At 61.8% G+C, this 16914-nt stretch carries 18 protein-coding genes; 6 read left to right on the forward strand and 12 right to left on the reverse strand.

Features of this window, described 5'->3' with window-relative positions; genetic code table 11:
* Positions 1-13 precede the first annotated feature (13 nt).
* Positions 14-883 (forward strand): TauD/TfdA dioxygenase family protein, encoded by an 870-nt coding sequence (locus tag AC0R79_RS12910; RefSeq protein WP_433899607.1) that lies wholly within the window; start codon positions 14-16, stop codon positions 881-883.
* 46 nt (positions 884-929) lie between these two features.
* Here AC0R79_RS12910 and AC0R79_RS12915 read toward each other — a convergent pair whose 3' ends face one another.
* The 7 genes from AC0R79_RS12915 to AC0R79_RS12945 form a co-directional block, all read right to left on the reverse strand.
* Complete coding sequence (locus AC0R79_RS12915; RefSeq protein ID WP_474734699.1) at positions 930-1619, reverse strand: hypothetical protein; 690 nt, start codon at positions 1617-1619, stop codon at positions 930-932.
* Positions 1588-2628, reverse strand: a complete 1041-nt coding sequence (locus AC0R79_RS12920) for a GSCFA domain-containing protein (RefSeq protein WP_474734701.1) — start codon at positions 2626-2628, stop codon at positions 1588-1590. Before AC0R79_RS12920 ends, AC0R79_RS12915 begins: the two co-directional genes overlap by 32 nt.
* A 37-nt stretch (positions 2629-2665) precedes the next feature.
* Positions 2666-3181: a GNAT family N-acetyltransferase gene (locus AC0R79_RS12925; protein WP_007958572.1), complete on the reverse strand. Its 516-nt coding sequence runs from the start codon at positions 3179-3181 to the stop codon at positions 2666-2668.
* A 61-nt stretch (positions 3182-3242) separates the two neighbouring features.
* Positions 3243-4802 (reverse strand): MFS transporter, encoded by a 1560-nt coding sequence (locus AC0R79_RS12930; protein WP_474734703.1) that lies wholly within the window; start codon positions 4800-4802, stop codon positions 3243-3245.
* The gene (locus AC0R79_RS12935; protein WP_474734705.1) at positions 4799-5890 is read right to left on the reverse strand and encodes an HlyD family secretion protein; all 1092 of its coding nucleotides are present in this window, start codon (positions 5888-5890) and stop codon (positions 4799-4801) included. The genes AC0R79_RS12930 and AC0R79_RS12935 overlap by 4 nt, the downstream gene beginning before the upstream one ends.
* A 71-nt stretch (positions 5891-5961) precedes the next feature.
* Complete coding sequence (locus AC0R79_RS12940) at positions 5962-6375, reverse strand: cupin domain-containing protein (RefSeq protein ID WP_039771074.1); 414 nt, start codon at positions 6373-6375, stop codon at positions 5962-5964.
* A gap of 31 nt (positions 6376-6406) precedes the next feature.
* A complete protein-coding gene (locus tag AC0R79_RS12945) occupies positions 6407-7162 on the reverse strand; it encodes an SDR family oxidoreductase (protein ID WP_221533500.1) in 756 nt (251 codons plus the stop codon).
* A 251-nt stretch (positions 7163-7413) separates the two neighbouring features.
* Between AC0R79_RS12945 and AC0R79_RS12950 the strand changes: the two genes are divergently transcribed.
* Positions 7414-8982, forward strand: a complete 1569-nt coding sequence (locus AC0R79_RS12950) for a winged helix-turn-helix domain-containing tetratricopeptide repeat protein (protein WP_474734707.1) — start codon at positions 7414-7416, stop codon at positions 8980-8982.
* 4 nt (positions 8983-8986) lie between these two features.
* Here the strand turns inward: AC0R79_RS12950 and AC0R79_RS12955 are convergent, their stop codons facing one another.
* The 5 genes from AC0R79_RS12955 to AC0R79_RS12975 all read right to left on the reverse strand — a co-directional run bounded on the left by AC0R79_RS12955 (position 8987) and on the right by AC0R79_RS12975 (position 13973).
* Positions 8987-10036 carry an NAD(P)-dependent alcohol dehydrogenase gene (locus AC0R79_RS12955; RefSeq protein WP_474734709.1) on the reverse strand — a complete coding sequence of 350 codons (1050 nt, stop codon included), beginning with the start codon at positions 10034-10036 and terminating at the stop codon, positions 8987-8989.
* Positions 10037-10156: 120 nt separating this feature from the next.
* Positions 10157-10672, reverse strand: a complete 516-nt coding sequence (locus AC0R79_RS12960; protein WP_240664993.1) for a phage infection protein — start codon at positions 10670-10672, stop codon at positions 10157-10159.
* Between the two features lie 83 nt (positions 10673-10755).
* Positions 10756-11010 carry a transmembrane sensor/regulator PpyR gene (locus AC0R79_RS12965; RefSeq protein ID WP_474734710.1) on the reverse strand — a complete coding sequence of 85 codons (255 nt, stop codon included), beginning with the start codon at positions 11008-11010 and terminating at the stop codon, positions 10756-10758.
* Positions 11011-11213: 203 nt separating this feature from the next.
* A complete protein-coding gene (locus AC0R79_RS12970) occupies positions 11214-11852 on the reverse strand; it encodes a response regulator transcription factor (protein WP_474734712.1) in 639 nt (212 codons plus the stop codon).
* 153 nt (positions 11853-12005) lie between these two features.
* A complete protein-coding gene (locus AC0R79_RS12975) occupies positions 12006-13973 on the reverse strand; it encodes an alkyl/aryl-sulfatase (RefSeq protein WP_474734714.1) in 1968 nt (655 codons plus the stop codon).
* Between the two features lie 105 nt (positions 13974-14078).
* Between AC0R79_RS12975 and AC0R79_RS12980 the strand changes: the two genes are divergently transcribed.
* The 4 genes from AC0R79_RS12980 (at position 14079) to AC0R79_RS12995 (ending at position 16855) form a co-directional block, all read left to right on the forward strand.
* Positions 14079-15002: a LysR family transcriptional regulator gene (locus AC0R79_RS12980; protein ID WP_474734716.1), complete on the forward strand. Its 924-nt coding sequence runs from the start codon at positions 14079-14081 to the stop codon at positions 15000-15002.
* Between the two features lie 91 nt (positions 15003-15093).
* Complete coding sequence (locus AC0R79_RS12985) at positions 15094-16305, forward strand: colicin E3/pyocin S6 family cytotoxin (RefSeq protein ID WP_127797778.1); 1212 nt, start codon at positions 15094-15096, stop codon at positions 16303-16305.
* The gene (locus tag AC0R79_RS12990) at positions 16302-16532 is read left to right on the forward strand and encodes a DUF7683 domain-containing protein (protein ID WP_127797779.1); all 231 of its coding nucleotides are present in this window, start codon (positions 16302-16304) and stop codon (positions 16530-16532) included. The genes AC0R79_RS12985 and AC0R79_RS12990 overlap by 4 nt, the downstream gene beginning before the upstream one ends.
* A 71-nt stretch (positions 16533-16603) precedes the next feature.
* Complete coding sequence (locus tag AC0R79_RS12995) at positions 16604-16855, forward strand: pyocin S6 family toxin immunity protein (RefSeq protein WP_474734719.1); 252 nt, start codon at positions 16604-16606, stop codon at positions 16853-16855.
* The last annotated feature ends 59 nt before the right edge of the window (positions 16856-16914 follow it).

The raw sequence follows: 16914 nt of genomic DNA on the forward strand, positions 1-16914 counted from the left end.
AGGGTGAGGGAACATGGATCAGTTGGCACTCAAGGCAATCGAGCGCATCGCCGCAGAACGGCGCGCGCCGTATCAGCACATCACGGTCGAGCGGATCACGCCGATCATCGGCGCCGAGATCGGCGGCGTCGATCTGTCGCAACCGCTGAGCGACGAGCAGCTCGCGGAAATCCGTCGGGCCTTTCTGGAGAACCACGTGGTGGTGTTCCGCGATCAACATCTGACGGTGGACGAGCACAAGGCGTTTGGCCGGCTGTTCGGTGAGCTGCGGGCGCTGCCGGTGGAAGACATCGACGGCGATGACCCGGAACTGGTGGTGATCCGCGCCAATGCGCAATCGCGCTACGTGGCCGGCGAAACCTGGCACACCGACGGCACCGCCGACCTCGCGCCGTCCATGGGTTCGATGCTGTACGTCAAGGAAACCCCGGCCATCGGCACCGGCGGCGATACGCTGTTCGCCAACATGCACCTGGCGCTGGAAATGCTGTCGCCGACGATGCAGCAGTTTCTTGGCGAACTGACGGCGATCCACGACGGCGCGATCCCATGGAAGGGTTATGAGGCGCCGGCCAACTTGCCGAAAACCGAACACCCGGTGGTGGTTCGCCACCCGGAAACCGGGCGCAAATCGCTGTTCGTCAATTCAGGTTTCACGTCGCACATCGTCCAGTTGTCCGGCGGCGAAAGCCAGGTGCTGTTGAACATGTTGTTCGATCTGGTCGCCCGCGAACCGGTCCTCAGCTGCCGCGTGCGCTGGGCGCCGAATACGCTGGTGTTCTGGGACAACCGTTGCACCCAGCACCATGCGGTCTGGGATTATTTCCCGCATTCGCGGTATGGCGAGCGGGTGACGATTCTGGGGACGCAGCCGAAGGCTTGAGCCTAAATAAACCGGTGGGAGCGGCGATGCCATTCCCACCGGTCATTCACAGACCTTGTTTGAGCAGTTGCTCGACGATCAACTCGCCGAACGCCAGATTCCCGTGCAGCGGGTCATCCACTTCGCAGTACGCCGAACGCTGAAAACCCTGCTCATCGTTCGCCGCTGCGCGCACGTCGATCAGCTCGATGCCGAGTCCTTGCAGGCGCTCGATCAGCAGCGCCTGCGCCGCCATGAACACTCGCGAGTCGGACAATTCCGGCACCCGCTGCGGCGGCAGTATGGCGAACACCTTGAGCTTCATCGCCCGGGCCTGTTCATAGAACGCCAGCGCAGGTCCGGACAGCGTGTCGACAATGGATTTGAACAGGGGACCTGCGAGAAAACCTTCGTCGAACTCGCCGTCCGGGGTCTGGTAACACGTCCAGTTCGGCGCGGTGGCGAGGTAGTGCAGGCTCAGGCCAATGGTACTCACCAGCGGCACACCGACCTTCGCCAGTTGCGGCACTTCGAACGGCTCAAGGGCCTGGCGATACAGGCGCTCCATCTCGGCCTCCCGAAACACCACGTCATGGCGGGTCAGGCTGAAAAAATCGACCGCAAAATCCCTGCCGGTGCCCAGCGGCCCGCCGCTGAAAGGCAACCCGCGGGCCTGCGCCGCCTTGCCGATGACCCCGGCATGGGAGTCGCCCAGCAGCAGAAACCTAGGCGTAGTAATCGAGCACGGCGTCTTCACAGACAAGCTCCTCGCTGGACACGCAGGTGGAGGGAACGCTGGCCGGCGTGTGCACGGGTTGAACCGCGTCGAGCCCGGCAAAAAACTGCTGCATGACGAACGCCACGCCTTCGGGCGTGACCTCGCGCTGGTTGGGTTGGTAGAACGCGCCCTTGAACGGTGTACCGGTGATGATTTCGTAGGAGGGGAAATAGTCGACGTCGTGCAGGTCTTCACACAGCTGCCCGGCGACGGCACGCAGGACCGATTTGGAATAGGTGGTGGCGCTCAGTACATGCTCGCCTGTGGCCGTCGCCGTCAGGGGCACCGGTGACACGGTGAGCAGAACGCGCAATTGCGGGTTGATCGAACGCATCAACTCCAGCGCCCGGACCATGTCGCCATAGGTGTCCATGAAGCCGAAATTGCAGAAGCGGTGCAGCTGCGGATCAAAGGTGCCGCGCACGGTGCCGGGGCACACGGGATACACCAGACCGGTCTGGCGGTTCTGCCAGGCTTCGGTCAGGCCGAGAGTGAACACGAAGACTTTGGCCCGGCGCAGGGCGGTGCGGATGGCGTCGAGAGTGGCTTCGCGCGATGCGAACAGCGCGTCCGCGCTGGCAAAACCGTCGGGCTCCACGGCGGGGCGGAACGGGTCGAAGAAACGCCCGTCATGGGCCCAGGTTTCGTCGGGTGGCAAACTCACGCCCAGCGCCCATTCGAGCCATTGGCACAGCATCGCCGGGGTGTATAGATTGCCGGTGCGGAACGAGAACACCCCGTAGTTGTGGGCCTTCCAGTCGGTTTCGGGCAATTCGGCCGGGGCCGGTTCCGCATCCAGCCAGTTCATGCCGCGCTCCACCAGCGCACGACCGATGTGCTGGGCGAAACACGAGCCGGCGGTGACGATGGCGTCCTTGTTGCCGATTTCGAACTGCGGCGTCCACAGTTGATCGATGTGCAGCGCGGGCTTGTCAGCCACGGCGGTGCGCCAGAAAGCGCGGGGTGGCAGGCATTGATAAGGATTCACGACGAGGGCCTCCTTGGCGGTCGCTGATAAAACGGGGTCAGCTGATTTGATAGCGGTAGATCAGGTCGTCAAACCACCGATCTCCAATCTGATAGGCCTGCGGCACGCGGCGCTCGAATACAAAACCGCATTTCTCCAACACCTTGCAGGACGCGATATTACCGTCGGTCACGGTCGACTCCAACGAGTCCAGGCCGATGGCGGCGGCATAGTCGATGATCGCCTGGCGCGACTCGGTGCCAAAGCCTTTGCCCTGATGCTCGGGCAACAGCAGGCAACCCACCTCGGCATGCCCCGGCGACAGGATGCGGAATCCGGTCACGCCCAGTTCCTGCCCGCTGGCCCTGTCTGTCACCACCAGACACAACCAGTGATCCGACTGCGGCCCCCAGGCCGGAAGCCGATGCTCGAAGCCTTTGCGAACCTGGTCCTCGGCGATTTCACCGAACACGTATTGCATGGTTTGCGGCTCGGAATGCAGCCTGAGGAACAGCGGCCAGTCGGATTCGACCATCGTGCGCAGGTCCAGGCGTTGCGTGGTGAGCTCGAGCATCCGCTGCTCCTTGCAAGGGCGAAAAGGGAAGACGGTTTTTTACTGGGTGTGGGGCGAAAGATCAATGGTTTGATCCGGCGTGTTTCGCAAAGCCGATCTTGATCGCCACCAGCAGCGGTGCCGCCACCGCAAACAGCAACGTCACCGCCATGAACGCACTGTCGAAGGCAATCACCAGCGACTGCTCCGACACCGTTCGCCCCAGCAGACTGGTCGCGGCACGGGCCGCCGCCGCAGGCTCCATGCCTCTGCCCGTCAGCCAGACGCCGGTGGTTGCCAGCCGTTCGATGAGTGCCGGGCTGCCCGGCGTGACGCTGCTGCCCAGTATCACGGCGTTGGCCGCATGCCCGTGCTCGATCAGCGTTTGCAGCCCGGCCACGCCTATCAGGCCACCCAGCTGCCGGCCGGTATTGAACAGACCGATGCCGGCCGCCAGATTGCGGCTGTTGAGGTGAGTGAACGCGATCAAGGTGATCGACAGAAACAGAAAGCCCAGCCCGAGCCCGCGCAGGAGGATGGCGCCCATCATGTCTGCGCTGCCGCTTTCGCGGGTCGAACCGGACAACAGCCACATGGCAATCATGATCATCAGGATGCCAAACGGCACCGTGGCAAACGGCGCCACGCCGCGCGCCTGCATCAGCCAGGCCGCGATCAGCAGCGCGCCGACAAACAGTGCGCCGCTGGGCAACAACAGCAGGCCGGCGTCGGTCAGGGTGAAACCGAGCACCGACACGGCAAAGGCTGGAATCAGGTAGGCGCTGCCGAACAGCGCTGCACCTGCGACGAAGCTGACAATGAAGGCGAACGAGAAATCGCTCGACCTGAACAGACTGAAGTCGAGCACGCCTTTGCCGTTGCTTAACAGTTGCTGACCCAGAAACCCCAGCAGGGCCGCGCTGCCGAGCAGCGTCAGCCAGACGATGCGCGGCGCTTCGAACCAGTCCCAGCGTTCGCCCTGGCTGAGCACGTAGGTGAAGCAGAGCAGGGCGGTGGCGCTCAGCAACACCCCCAGACCGTCGAATGGACGCTGGCTGGCTCGGGCGGGTGTCGGGGTGACGGTGACGAGTAAAAGTCCGCTGGCCACCAATGCCAGCGGCACGACGCTGAGGAAAATCCACGTCCAGGATTGACTGTCGACCAGCCAGCCTTGCAGGGCGGGCGTCAACGTGGCGGAAGCGACCACTGCGCCGATGGCGAACAGCGCTTGCAGCGCGGGTTGCAGCTGGCGCCGGTAGCTGCGAAAGATCAGCACCTGACCGGCCACCAGCAGCGTGCCGCCGGCAAAACCTTGCAGGATGCGCAGCGCTATCAGCAGATCGAGCCACGTGCTGCCGGCAGCGATGGCGCAGGCCAACCCCATGGCCAGGGTCGCAGCGACAATCACGTTGCGCGGGGCGAAGCGCGCCAGCAGCCACGACGCCGTAAGGAAACCGATCAACTTGAATCCGGTGTAGCCGATGTCCAGCCAGGCAAATTCGTCAGGTGTGGCGGCGGTGTCACCGATGATGTCGTTGCGGCCCAGCACCAGCGCGGTGCCGGCGATCGCTTCGGTGAGACTGGCCAGCAGAATGCCGATCATCAGCAGCACGCCGGGCCGGGCTGCGGCAGACCGGTTCATGAGCCGTCTCCACGCTCCACATCGACCCGCGCCGACAGCCCCGGCACGATGCGCCCCGGCAAAGGGTTGTTGGCGAGGCGGATTTTCACCGGCACGCGCTGCACCACCCGGACGAAATTGCCCGTGGCGTTGTCGGTCGGCAACAGGCTGAAGGCCGAGCCGCTGCCGGGGGCAAAACTGTCGACTACGCCCTGCAGCGCATCGTCGGGGTAGCCGTCGACGGTGATGCGTACCGCCTGGCCGGTCTGGAGATGCTCCAGCTGGGTTTCCTTGAAGTTGGCCACGACCCAAACGTTCTGCACCGGAACGATGTCGAGCAAGGCCACCCCCGGCGTGACGTAACGGCCGACCCGCACCTGACGGTTGCCGACCACCCCGGTCACGGGCGCGCGCACCACAGTGCTGTCGAGGTCGATGCGGGCCAGATCCTGCGCCGCCTCGGCCTGAGCCATGGCCGCGAGGGCCGCGCCGCGCTGGGCCAGCAACACGGCGAGGCGCTGACGCTGGGCCTCGACCGACGCCGAGGCAGCGTCCACTGCCGCAGAGGCGCGCGTCTGGGCCGCCGCCGTCTCATCGACCAGCGCCATGCTCACGGCATTGCTGGCGATCAGTTTGCGGTTGCGGTCGTGGGTCTTGCCGGCGAGGTTCATCTGCGCGGCGGCGGAGCGGCGTTCGGCCTCGGCCTGGCGAATCTGCGCATGTTGCAGTTGCGTCTGGGCATCGACATCGTTGAGGCGCGCCTGTGCCGATTTGAAGTTGGCTTCGGCCTGGGCAAGACGGGCGCGATAGTCCTGGTCGTCAATGCGAAACAGCACATCGCCGCTCTGCACCGACTGGTTGTCGCGCACCTCGACGGTGGTGACATAACCGGCGACCTTGGCCGCCAAGGACGTGACATCGCCACGCACATAGGCGTTGTCGGTCGAGATGTTTTTGCCGCCGTACAGCACGACATAACCGCCCGCCACAATCGCCAGAGCGGCGGCGCACAACAGCAGTCCTGCCGCCTTGCGCTTGCCTTGGCGCGGTGTCGCGGGCGTCGGTTCGGATTGCGCCGTGCTGGCGGTGGTGGGCTGGGGCGCGTTCATGATCGGGGTCCTGCGCAAGGCCGACACCTCCGGCAGTCGGGCTGCCGAAGGTGGATTGTCGAATGGATCGGTTACGGCTTGACGGGTTTAACCAGGTCGGTCTCGCTGCTGTCGAGCACGAACACTGCCAGCAGACGGGACGGTTCAGTGGTGCTGGCATTGGCGCTCACCGCGTGGAAATCACCCGGTTGTTCGACGAAGTTTTCCCCGGCCTTGTAAACCTTCTCCGGCCCGTCACCGACCTTGCTGCGCACGGCGCCTTCTAGCACCGTGGCGTAGATGAACGCGGACTTCGGATGGAAGTGCGCCGGCGAAGATCCACCGGGCGCGTATTCCACCAGCACGCCCCTCATGGATTTACCGGGGACGTTGGGCAGGGCGCGGTCGAACACCACGGTGACCTTGCCCCCCTGCGGCTCGGCGGCCGAGACGGATGAGATTGAAAGGGCCGCAAACGTGGCGGCCAGCAGGATTCGGCTGAACATGGCGATACTCCTTCAAATCAGGTGGGGTGTTTCAGCGCTGGGTCGATTTCGCCAGCCAGTCTTCAAAGCGGGTTGGGCCCAGGCGTGGATTGCTGCTGCCGGGGGTGAGCGACTGGTCGTCGAGCACATCGCCGAAGTAACGGGCGTGCACGTCCGGGATCACTTTGCGGGTGTCGTGGGTGGCGCGGAAAAAACGCCGGACCAGCTCGTCGAGCGGCATGGCTTCGGGGCCGGCAATTTCCTGCGTGCCGTTGATCGGCGCTGCCAGTGCCACATCTGTCAGTGCAGCGGCGACGTCGTCAGAAGCCATGGGCTGAATCAACGCCGGGGACAGGCGCACTTCCTCGCCGACGGTGGCGGATTGGGCGATGCCGCCGACAAATTCGAAGAATTGCGTGGCTCGCACTAGGGTGTACGGAATGCTCGACGCCTTGATCAGGTTCTCCTGCGCGACCTTGGCGCGGAAGTAGCCGTTGGCAGGCGAGCGCTCACTGGCGACGATCGACAGCGCCACGTGATGGCGAACCCCGGCGGCGGCTTCGGCGGCGAGCAGGTTGCGGGTGGAGGTCTCGAAGAAGTCGAGTACAGCCTGGTCTTCCCACGAAGGGGCGTTGGAAACGTCGACCACCACCTGGGCGCCGTCCATCGCTTCGGCCAGGCCTTCGCGGGTGATGCTGTTGACGCCGGTGTTAGGGGAGGCGGCGCGGGCGTCGTGGCCGCGTTCGCGCAAATTGTTCACAAGTTTCGATCCGATGAGGCCGGTGCCTCCGATAACGACGATCTTCATGGCATCTCTCCATTTGCCGACGGCAACCATTGCTGTCGATGTGGGTTGAGCATGCCTGTGGCGCTCGGGCGAATCCTTGTGGTGACCTTGGATTTGCCTTGGTTTTTTGTCCAGACAGGCCAATCCGTCGGCAGACGCGTAGACCAGCGTGCAGACCGGTGCGGTGGCCCAGGGTCTGCCGTATCATTGAGCGCACGACAATCGCCCGCTCGGACACGGAGTCGGGGGCGCCAGACCAGAGAACAGCCACCGTGCCATTCGTGTTTGAAGACTACGTGCTCGACCAGCAGCGCCGGGAACTGACCTGGCGCGGGGAGGTTGTGACTGTCGGGCCGCAGGTCTTCGATCTGCTGTTGCTGCTGGTCAGCAACCGCGAGCGGGTGGTCAGCAAGGACGAACTGTTGAGCGCGGTGTGGAGTGGCCGGATCGTTTCCGAATCGACCATCACCAGCCACATCAACGCCGTGCGCAAGGCCATCGGCGACACCGGTGAGCAACAACGTCTGGTGCGCACGGTGCCGCGCAAGGGCTATCGCTTTGTCGGTGAAATCATCCCGTGCGATAGCCCTGTCAATACGCCTGAAGCGCCTGCGAAACCCGAGGTGGCCGCGACACTTGTCCTGCCGGAAAAGCCTTCGATCACCGTTCTGCCATTCCAGAACCTCAGCGGCGACCCCGAACAGGACTACTTCGCCGACGGCATCGTCGAAGACATCATCACCGCGTTGTCGCGCCTGCGCTGGCTGTTCGTCATCGCTCGCAACTCCAGCTTCACCTACAAGGGCAGGGCGGTGGATGCGCGAGGTGTCGGTCAGGAACTGGGTGTGCGTTATGTGCTGGAAGGCAGCGTGCGCAAGTGCGGCAACAAGATCCGCATCACCGGCCAGTTGATTGATACCTGCAGCGGAACGCACCTGTGGGCCGAGCGCTTCGAAGGCCTGCTCGACGATATTTTCGAACTCCAGGATCAAGTGGCCGAAAGCGTCGTGGGCGCCATCGCGCCGCAGTTGGAGCGCGCGGAAATCGAGCGGGCCAAACGCAAGCCCACTGACAGCCTCGATGCCTACGATTATTACCTGCGTGGTACGGCCAAGCTGCATATCGGCACCCGTGAGGCGATCGAGCAGTCATTGGCGCTGTTCTACCGGGCGCTTGAACTGGATCCGGAATTTGCCTCGGCGTATGGCATGGCCGCGTGGTGCCACTTCTGGCGCAAGCTCAACGGCTGGATGACCGACCGGCCCCGGGAAATCGCCGAAGGTGCGCGGCTGGCACGAATGGGTGTGGAACTGGGGCGCGACGACGCCGTGGCGCTGACCCGCAGCGGTCATGCCCTGGCCCATCTGACCGGGGATGTCGACTGTGGCATCGCCTTGCTCGATCGGGCTCGACTGCTCAATCCCAACCTGGCCCCGGCGTGGTTTCTCGGCGGTATCCTGCGTGCCTTGCGTGGCGAAACCGACGCCGCCATTGCCAACCTCGAACATGCCGTGCGTCTGAGCCCGCTGGATCCGGAAATGTTCCGCATGCAGGTCGGGATGGCGCTGGCGCATTTCTTCGCCGGTCGTTTTGACCTCTCGGCTTCCTGGGCCGAGAAAGCGCAGGGAAACCTGCCCAGTCTATTGGCAGCGCCGGCCTTGATCGCCGCAAGCAATGCGCTGGGCGGGCGAGCCGACAAAGCCGGGCAGGCCATGGAACGGGTGCGTCAGCTGGACCCGACCTTGCGGGTGTCCAGCCTGAGCGCGTGGCTGCCCATTCAACGGCCTGAAGATGTTGCCCGGTTTGCCGAAGGTCTGCGGTTGGCGGGGTTGCCGGAGTAACGGTTCAGCCAGCCAGCGTCGCGTTATCGATCACAAAACGATATTTCACATCGCCCTGCAGCATCCGCTCGTAGGACGCGTTGATCTGGTCCGCGCGAATCAGCTCGATGTCGGAAACGATGCCGTGCTCGGCACAGAAATCCAGCATCTCCTGAGTTTCCGGAATACCGCCGATCATCGAACCGGCGATGGTCCGGCGCTTCATGATCAGGTTGAACACGTTCGGTGACGGATGCGGCGAGGCGGGCGCACCGACCAGCGTCAGGGCGCCGTCGCGCTTGAGCAGCACCAGAAACGCGTCGAGATCGTGAGGCGCGGCGACGGTGTTGAGGATCAAGTCGAAGCTCTTGGTGTGCGCGGCCATCTCCTCGACGTTGCGCGACACCACGACCTCATCGGCGCCCAGCGCTTTCGCGGCTTCGCGCTTGGACTCGGAGGTGGTGAACGCCACGACATGCGCGCCCATCGCATGGGCCAGTTTGATGCCCATGTGGCCCAGGCCACCGATACCGACCACACCAACCTTTTTGCCCGGCCCGGCGTTCCACTGACGCAGCGGCGAGTACGTGGTGATGCCCGCACACAGCAGCGGCGCGACGGAGGCCAATTGAGCTTCCGGATGACGGATGCGTAGCACGTAGCGCTCATGCACCACGATGTTTTGCGAGTAGCCGCCGAGGGTCCAGCCCGGTGCGTCCGGGGTCGGGAAGTTGTAGGTGCCGATCATGCCGTCACAGTAGTTTTCCAGACCGGTTTCGCAGTCGTCGCAGTGTTTGCAGCTGTCGACGATGCAGCCGACCCCCACCAGATCACCGACCTTGTAGTCGGACACATGGGCGCCGACCGCCGACACGCGCCCGACAATCTCGTGCCCGGGTACGCACGGGAATTGCGTCCCGGCCCATTCGGCGCGCACCTGGTGCAGGTCGGAGTGGCAGATGCCGCAGAAGGCGATATCGATCTGCACATCATGGGCCGCCGGCGCGCGGCGATTGATCTGCATCGGCTCAAGGGGTTTATCGCCGGCGTGGGCACCGTAGGCGTGTACGAGCATGGGAGTAGTCCTTGATGAATGTGTCGAAGGACCATTCTTCCCGGGTTGCTCGCACAGCCTGTAGTGCATTTCTACCGATTACTTGCCTGATCCTGCGGGATCGATTTCGGTGAAATCACGTCAGTCCATCGAGAAATGCATTCGCATGTTCATCGCGGCGTCGTACTGATTGCTGGCTACCCGGCGTTCGATCAAGCGGTCGGATCCGCCTTCGGCAACGCGACGTTCGATCAGGCGATCTGAGCCGCCTTCGGCGACGCGGCGTTCGAGCAGGCGATCGGAGCCGCCTTCGGCAACACGGCGTTCGATCAGGCGATCGGAGCCGCCTTCGGCAACACGGCGTTCGATCAGGCGATCGGAGCCACCTTCGGCAACGCGACGTTCGATCAGTCGGTCCGATCCGCCCTCGGCGACGCGCCGTTCCATCAGCCGATCCGAACCCCCTTCGGCAATCTGCGTAGGCGCCTTTCTGGCCCGGTGCTGTTGCACCGATGAAGTTTCTGAATCCGGAGCACTGGTTTCCTGCCTGTTCGCCACTGGCATATCGGGCAGGCAACTTGCGCCGAATGCATGAGTGGCAACTATCCAGGTAGCTGAAACAATGGCGACGGGCAATACCAATCCAATAGTTTTCATCGTGATCTTCCTGAGTCGTAGTGGGATTTCGTTAATGAACTTCCGGGTTGCAACCAGACAGGTTTGAATTCAATCGAATTCTTCTAATGAGGAATGCCGTGTTCCTGCGCGGCCAGTCGAATGCGGTTGTGCGCAATCAGGCGCATCACATAACCCAGCTTGATCGCGGTCGGCCCGAGGATCGTCATCCCGTGCGCACCGACCAGCGTGGGCAAGGTCAGGTGAGCGTCAAACACATAAGCCAGGAAAATCCCCGCCATCAACATGCCCAGACCGCCGATCAGCAATACGTGGGACAGCTTCAGCACGCGATGCGAGTCTTCAAAAAAGTCATACATGTTGTTCAGCCATCCCTGCGTTAATAAGTGGGTGGACAAGTTTCGGCGCGAACGGAAACCGCGAAGTCAATGACTTTGCAGGGCGTTGCATTTGATGGAGGGATTTTACTGTTGGCGGTAGGGGTCAACCATGTTGCATAAGTCTGGTTTTATCCTTCCAGCGTATGGAGAAGTCATACCAACGTATATAAACGACTATATATTTAATGGTTGATACCCAGACGTTCGGCCATTCGAACCAGATCGGCGAACGACTGCGCGCGCATCTTGCGCATGGCCTGACTGCGATGAATTTTCACGGTGATCTCGCTCAGGCCGATGGCACTGGCGATCTGTTTGTTCATCAAGCCCGAAACGGCCAATGCCATCACCGATTGCTCTCTGACCGTCAGTGTCCCGTGGCGTGTGCGCAATTCATGATGGCGGCGTTCGCACTCGCGGCGCGACCTGTCCCGCGTATGCGCGGCGACCACGGCATCGATCATTGCCTGCTCGCGAAACGGTTTTTCCAGGAAGTCGACGGCACCGGCTTTCATGGCGCGAACCGTCATGGCGATGTCGCCGTACCCGGTCATGAAAATGATCGGCAAACCGATTTTGGCTTCGGCGAGCGCCTGCTGAAAGACCAGCCCGCTGGTGCCTTGCAATCGCACATCGAGCACCAGGCAACTGGGCAGGTCAGGTCGCTCGAATTTCATGAAGTCGGCGACCGATCCGAACAGCTCGACCTGCAGGCCGATGGAGCGCAACAGGCTGCCAAGGGCCTCGCGCAGAGGTGCGTCATCATCGATGATGAAAACGATGGGTTCCGGGTTTTGGTCGGGTGCTGATTCTACTTCCATACGCTGGATGGCTTCGCGGCGATCGGGTTGCGCAGGATGCTGAACAACTCAATGGAAAACTTTGCCCGAGCCTCCGGTTTTCATTGGATTTTTCTTGGGTAACCGTCCAGAGGCCATCGAACGCGTGTTCCTTCGATCGATGGCCTCGTTGGGTCAGTTTCCTGCCCGGGCGACAATCGCGAAATTCCCCGGCGCCTTTTCCAGCAACCCCAGAAATCTCACCAGATCGACCTTGCTGCCATCCACCTTCAGATCATCGGAAGTGAGCGTTTCCTTCAGCCCGGCGGTGCCGCCCAGCAGTTGGACGAACAGGTCCTTGGTGACAGTCAGCGTTGCGTTGGCGTTCGCCGCCGTCGGGCCTTTTCGGTAGTGCAGCACGGCGTTTTCGATCCACAGCACGAACGATTCATTGGTATCGGTCAGGACCAGATTGAACGTCCAGTTCTTGCCATCCGCCGCCGGCCCGTCGAGGCTTGCGGCCATGGCTTCGAGGAAGCGTTCGGTGGGCGTCTGCTTCATCAATTCGATCAGGTCGGAGCGTTTGACGCCCTTGGTCGGCGGGCCGTTGCGCAGCTCCATGGCAGCGGTCAGGTAGCTGTTGCGCCAGGTTGCCGATTCCGCCTGATAGCCCATCTGTTCGTACGCGCGGGCCAGCAGTTCCTTGGCGGCCGTGTCGTCGGGTTTGGCGAGCACGGCCTGATCCAGCAGTTCGGCGACCCAGCGATATTCACCCTTGTCATAGGCCACGCGGGCGGCTTCGACCACTTTGGCGTTGCCTCCCATCAATTCGACGTAGCGCTTGGCGGACTCTTTGGGCACCAGCGGATTCAAGTGTGCGGGGTTGCCGTCGTAGGCGCCCAGGTACATCTGGTAGATCGCCTTGACGTTGTGGCGCAGGTCGCCGTAATAGCCACGGGTGCCGAAGTACGACGCCAGCGAATCCGGCAGCTGGATCTTGTCGGCGATCTCGTTGGGGGTGTAACCGGCGTTCATCAGGCGCACGGTCTGATCGTGCAGGTATTTGTAGACGTCGCGGTGTTTGGTGATGAATTCGCGGATCCGCTCGTTGCCCCAGATCGGCCAGTTGTGCTGACCGAAATAGACCTCGGTGTCGCCCAGTTCGTCGAGGGCGATTTGCGTGTAGTCGGACCAGCGCAGCGCATCGCGCACCTTGGCGCCACGGATCGGCAAGAGGTTGTGCATGGTCTGCGCCAGCAGCTCCGCACCTCCGTAGGCTTTGAGCGCGGGGATCGAAAAGGTCAGCTCGGCCGGGGCCTCAGCGCCGGGCATGTTGTGGAACACAAAGCTGACGCCGTCGAGCACCAGCGGCTGGATCGGCTGGTCGATGATCTGCGTCGGCGGCAGGATGCCCATGCTGCCGTAGGCGACGTTTTTGCCCAGACCGGTGTCGACGATGCCGGTGGCGCCCGGCGCCAGGTTCTTGCCGAACTGATACATCGAACGCCGTGCCATCGCCGGCCCCGCCAGGATGTTTTCGCTGGTGGCTTCCTCCATGAACCCGGCGGGCGCGACGATTGGAATGTTGCGCTGGGCCACTTCGCTGCTCGAGGTGATGCCCAGCACACCGCCGAAATGGTCGGCATGGTCGTGGGTGAAAATGATCGCGGTGACAGGCTTGTTGCCCAGATGCTCGCGGGCGAATGCCAGCGCTGCGGCGGCGGATTCCCGGGAGGTCAGCGGATCGACCACGATCCAGCCGTTTTGCCCGTCGATCAGCGTCATGTTAGCGATGTCGAAACCGCGCAACTGGTAAATCCCGTCGCGGACCTTGAACAGACCGATCTGCGCGTTGAGCATCGCGTGCCGCCACAAACTCGGGTTGACGGTGGCCGGCGCCTGGCCTTCGACGAAGCGGTAGGCATCGAAATCGATCAGGACATTGCCGTCAGCGCCGAGGATCTTGCCGGTGGGGCGGGCAATGAAACCACGCTGGGCATCTTCCATGTCGCGGTTGTCGCTGAGGTCCAGGCCCTTGATCGACGCCTTGATCACCGCTGCCGTGGCGGGCGTGGCATCTCCCGCAGCGACGCTCGGCTTGTTGTCACAGCCGCCGAGGGAGACCAGCGTCAGGGCGATGATCGTGTAGAGGGTCGGTTTCATTCTTGTTGTTCTCCGAGGGTCGAATGCGCTCCAGCCTAGGGGTAGGGCGGTGATGTATCCAATGCATTGTTTACATCTGGATAATGCGTCGCTAGCATCGGGCGAATGGACCTCAAACGACTGTCACACCTTCTCGCGCTGGCCGATGAACGTCATTTCGGCCGCGCCGCCGAACGCGTTCACCTCAGCCAGCCGGCCCTGAGCCGCAGCATTCAGGCGCTGGAGAGCGAAACCGGGCAGCGCCTGTTCGATCGCGACACCGGCGACGTCCGCCCGACGCCGGCAGGGCAGTTTCTGATCGAGCGGGCGCGGCGGTTGCTGTTCGATGCCCGGTCGCTGGAGCGGGACATGGCGCTCTACAGCGATCGCCAACTGGGCAGCCTCGCCTTCGGCGTCGGCCCGTTCCCGGCGGCCATGTTGATGCATCAAGTCGTGCCGCGACTGCGCCTGGATCACCCGGCGGTCACCCTGCGTGTTGAAGTGAACAACTGGCAGATTCTCGAGGCGCGGCTGCGCGCTGAAGCGATCGAATTTTTTGTTGCCGATATCCGTAACTTCACGGCCGAATCCGATCTGCTGATCCGTTCGCTTGGCCAGGTCTCGGCAGGCTTCTTCGTACGACCGGAGCATCCGCTGGCCGGGCGTAAAGTGCAGATGGGCGAACTGGAAGGCTACGGTATCGCCACGACGCGCCTGCCGGAAGTGGTGAAACTCGAAACCGCCCGAACCCTCGGCATCTCCACCCGCCAGGCGCTGCCCATCGTGCTGGAGTGTGATGATGTGGCGTTGCTAAAGACCGTCGCTGGTTCGACTGACACCATCCTCGGCGTCATTCATGGCGCTGTGGCTGAAGATATTCGGGTGGGGCGTTTGATCGAGCTTCATGTTGTCGACAGGCCGGGATTTCATTCCGAAATTGGTGTGGTGAGCTTGCAGGGCAGAAGCTTGTCGCCGACGGCCTTGTATGTGATTGAGGCGGTGGTTGCCGAGATGCAATCCATTCACGTCGAACAATCCCCACGTCTTTAGAGATACGTCCTACAGCCACGATTTTCCTGCTTCGTTAACGTCGTGCAGCCTCTTGCGAGGGGCTGCCGATGCATGAACGAAAGGACAATCAGTGGCTGGTCAAAAGGACATTCCCCGGGTTCCCAACCCACCGGCAGGCGACGGGCATCACGTTACCTACCGCTACATGACGGCCACCGAACTGGCCGATCAGCAAGACCGACAAGACAAGTACGACGCCATGCTGGCGAGACAGGACGCCTTCGAGCGCAGCCGTGAGGTGGCGGTGAACAAGCCTGAGCCGGTGCGCGCGGGTTGCGTGTTTGCCAAGTCCTGCAAGTTGCCGGACGCGATTATCGATTACTCGAATCCTTCGGGGATGGTGCCGACTGACAGCCTGAAGGATTACGGCGAGCTGATTTTGCTCGGTGGCCGTGAGGCCGATGACAGCGGTGGGGTTGCACTCAAGAAAATCAGCGGCACGGCAATTCCTGCGGGTCTGGGCACTTTCGCCCTTGCCGGTGAGGCGTTCAAGGCATTGCCCGCGATGGCCTCTGCTGCCGTCATCAGCCCGTTGCTCGGTTTGGTGGCGATGTTCATGCCCTCGAACCTGGGCGACAGCGCTCTCTACACCGAAGACCAGTTGCTCGCCCTCAAACAGGCCCGAACCCGTGTGCGCTTGCGCGTTGAACAGCAGGCCGATGGCAGCCTCAAGGGTTACGGCTTCTACACCGGCAAGAATCGCGATTGGGAGATGGTTGATGTCGTGCAGTTCGCTGCACGTGGTAGCCGGTTTATTGCGGATCTTGGCGAAGGTGTTGAGCTGGTCTGGACGCCTGCCGTGGACGGTTCCGACATCCTCGGTATTCCTGCACTGGAGGCTGCTCCGCAGGCGCCGCATATCTGGGTGTATCCGCCGAAGAAAGCGGCGGACGGGATTCTGGTGAATCCGGTTTATCCGCCGGAGTATCGGGATTTCATTCTGGTGTTTCCGGTGCGGTTGGGGGTTAAGCCGCTTTACATTGTTGTCAGCACCCACGCGGGGGACCACGAGTACCATCCGGCTCCTGACGTGCTCCCAGCCTTTCCTGATGCAAGAATCGTAGGCCGTAAAACGGCTGTACAAGGTGGTGGGGCGAAGCGCAAAAGATGGAAAACTGCAAAGGGCTTGATTCTTGAGTGGGACTCTATGCACGGTACGGTCGAAAAATATGATGCGAGAGGTAAACACCTCGGAGAGTTCGATCCGAACACAGGCGAGCCGACATCTACAAAAAAGAATAAAAAATCTAAAAAAGGCAAGAAAAGGAGCATTGAACCTTGAGATTTTTAGTAGAAGCTTTTGACATCGAGACAGACTTTCAGGCTTTCGTTATCGAGTTGCCACAGGGATGTGATGAGCAAATCAAAGCCATCATGGGTTGGAAAGAAGAACCGCAGGGGTGGGAGGGCTATGATTTGAGCCAGCCACAAATGCAAGCAATCGAAAAGCTTGTCGGTAGGTCGATTGCGGATCGAAGTTTTTATTTCCAACTGACATGCAACGTATAGAAAGAAGAAGTAAAGCGGGCGGATCTATTCACGAAAATATATCCGCCCCTTTTTGCATGAAGGAGCAAGCCATGCTCTTCCTTTCAATAACCGGCTTTTACCCCGATCACGTCCAAGACGACACGTTGCAGTTCGAGCTGGATATCGACGGTAGCGAAATGATTGAAAAAGTTGCACAGCTCATTGAGTCCAAGCCCCTGAGCGAACTGGAACCAGGTGAGTTGTTACTGCGCGAGGATCAGGTAGCGGCACTGGGAGCCCTGCTGAATGTCAGCTTCCCGGACGGTCTGGAGTATTTCATGGGCACCTGTGCGAAGTACTGAAACTGCGGACAGCCAAGGGGGGCGGATGTATTCACGAAAATACATCCGCCCCCTTTTCA

It is taken from the genome of Pseudomonas sp. HD57-3 (genome assembly GCF_056113135.1).